The sequence below is a fragment of the Candidatus Phytoplasma pruni genome (genome assembly GCF_013391955.1).
Classification (GTDB): domain Bacteria; phylum Bacillota_I; class Bacilli_A; order Acholeplasmatales; family Acholeplasmataceae; genus Phytoplasma.
This window is the reverse complement of record NZ_JABUOH010000050.1, coordinates 1-1,626: the sequence shown is the minus strand read 5'-3', so window position 1 is coordinate 1,626 and position 1,626 is coordinate 1. Positions and strand designations below refer to the sequence as shown.

At 37.9% G+C, this 1,626-nt stretch carries 1 protein-coding gene; it reads right to left on the bottom strand.

Going from position 1 to position 1,626, the window contains the following annotated elements:
• Positions 1–381: 381 nt before the first annotated feature.
• Positions 382–1,542, bottom strand: coding sequence for an IS3 family transposase (locus HR065_RS02225; protein WP_178734277.1), 1,161 nt, complete (start codon positions 1,540–1,542; stop codon positions 382–384).
• Between the last annotated feature and the right edge of the window lie 84 nt (positions 1,543–1,626).

Below are 1,626 nucleotides of genomic sequence, written 5' to 3'. Positions count from 1 at the left end.
GTCCAAAAAAAAATGAAAAGTCTCCACTAAAATGAAAAGAAAATGACATTTTGTTGAGAATGATGAATTTTAGGCGTAGTTGTAGCGTCAGACTTGGTTATTCTGTTGGTTTTTGTTTTCTCGCCTGAACGTGGTGTGTGTAAAATATACCCATTTTTCTTGTTAAAATAGATTCAATACTTAAAAAATGCCTCATAATTGTTGTTGGTTTGAGAGGTTGATGTTTTTATCAAGGTTTTATTTTACTCAGTGATTTGATATGGTTTTGGACGTCATTAATAGACTGATGAACTTGTTTGAGGTTTGTTTAAATATGAAAATTGTTTTTCTCTGCCTGAGCGTGTGTTGTTATATGTGGTTGTTGGATGGAGGTGGTTGTGGTTATTTAATATAGTCGTGGTATTCGAAAGGGGAGGCTTTTAGAAATTGGAGAGGCGTCATATAATTTAATCTGGTTAGGATGTGTTCGCTGTTCCAAAAACGGCTGAATTGTTTTAAGTATCTCATGTTTGCTCGTGCGGGCAAGGAGGCTAGGTTGGGGATTGTGAGTTTTAAAAGCGCGCGGAGACGTCCAAAAAAAGATTCGATGATCCCGTTGTCCTCTGGGGATGCTTTGGCGGACATAGAAGTTGTGAATCCCTTTTTTTTGAGGTATTTTTGGAATTTGTGGGAACGATAGATGACTCCTTGGTCGTGATGGATGATGCATGGTGCTTTTAACGCGGGTAGTTGCTTGAAGGTGTTGATTAATAACTCTGTGTTTTGTCGGCGGGAAGTATAACAGGCTACGATTTGAGAATTGTATGCATCAATGATAGCGCTGAAATAAACGAGGCCGTTCTTAGTTTTTTGGACCATAACATCGGTGAATAGTTTTTCGAGTGGTCTTTGGGCGTCAAACATTCTTTGAATGATGTTGGGAATCGGACCCTTGTTTTCTCTGTAATAACAGAATTTCTTTTTGGGATAGATGCGACATTTTAAATTGTTTGCGCGCATGATTTGTTTCACCCTCCTTTCAGGGATGGTGGTTTGGTGTTCCTTTTGGTAAAGATGACGGATTTTGCGGTAGCCGTACATATAATTTTCTCTTTCACAGAGCTCTTTGATGCGGATTACTTGGAGTTCGTATAACTTTTCTTGGGCGGTTTTTTTCTCTTGGGTTCTTTTTTGTTGATAGAACCATGATTTGCTGACTTGGAGGTGGTTTAACATTTGGATGACTGGTATTTTATCTTGAAATTGTTCGATTAAGGCGAAAATTTCTTGAAAGGGTGGTTTTTCTCTTTGACTGAGAGCTTGTTGGAAAAAATCCTGTTCTGTTTGGTATCTTTCCGTCAGAGGTGGTTTGGGTTTTAACGGACGACCGATGCCGGTTGATAACCGGTGAGGTTGGCCGGTTTGGTCCCAGTGATGCCAGAGATAGATGCTAGAACGGTGGGTGATTTTTAAATTTTTTTGGATATAGGGAACTGAATAACCTTTATTTCTCATTTTGATGGCTTCTTTTTTTGTGTTTAATGTGTAAACTTTTTTCGACATTTTTTGTAAATCTCCCTTTTTTTATTGTCACCAGTCATTATATAATTCTAAAAGATGAAATGCAAGCGTTTTTGTGATTTTTTT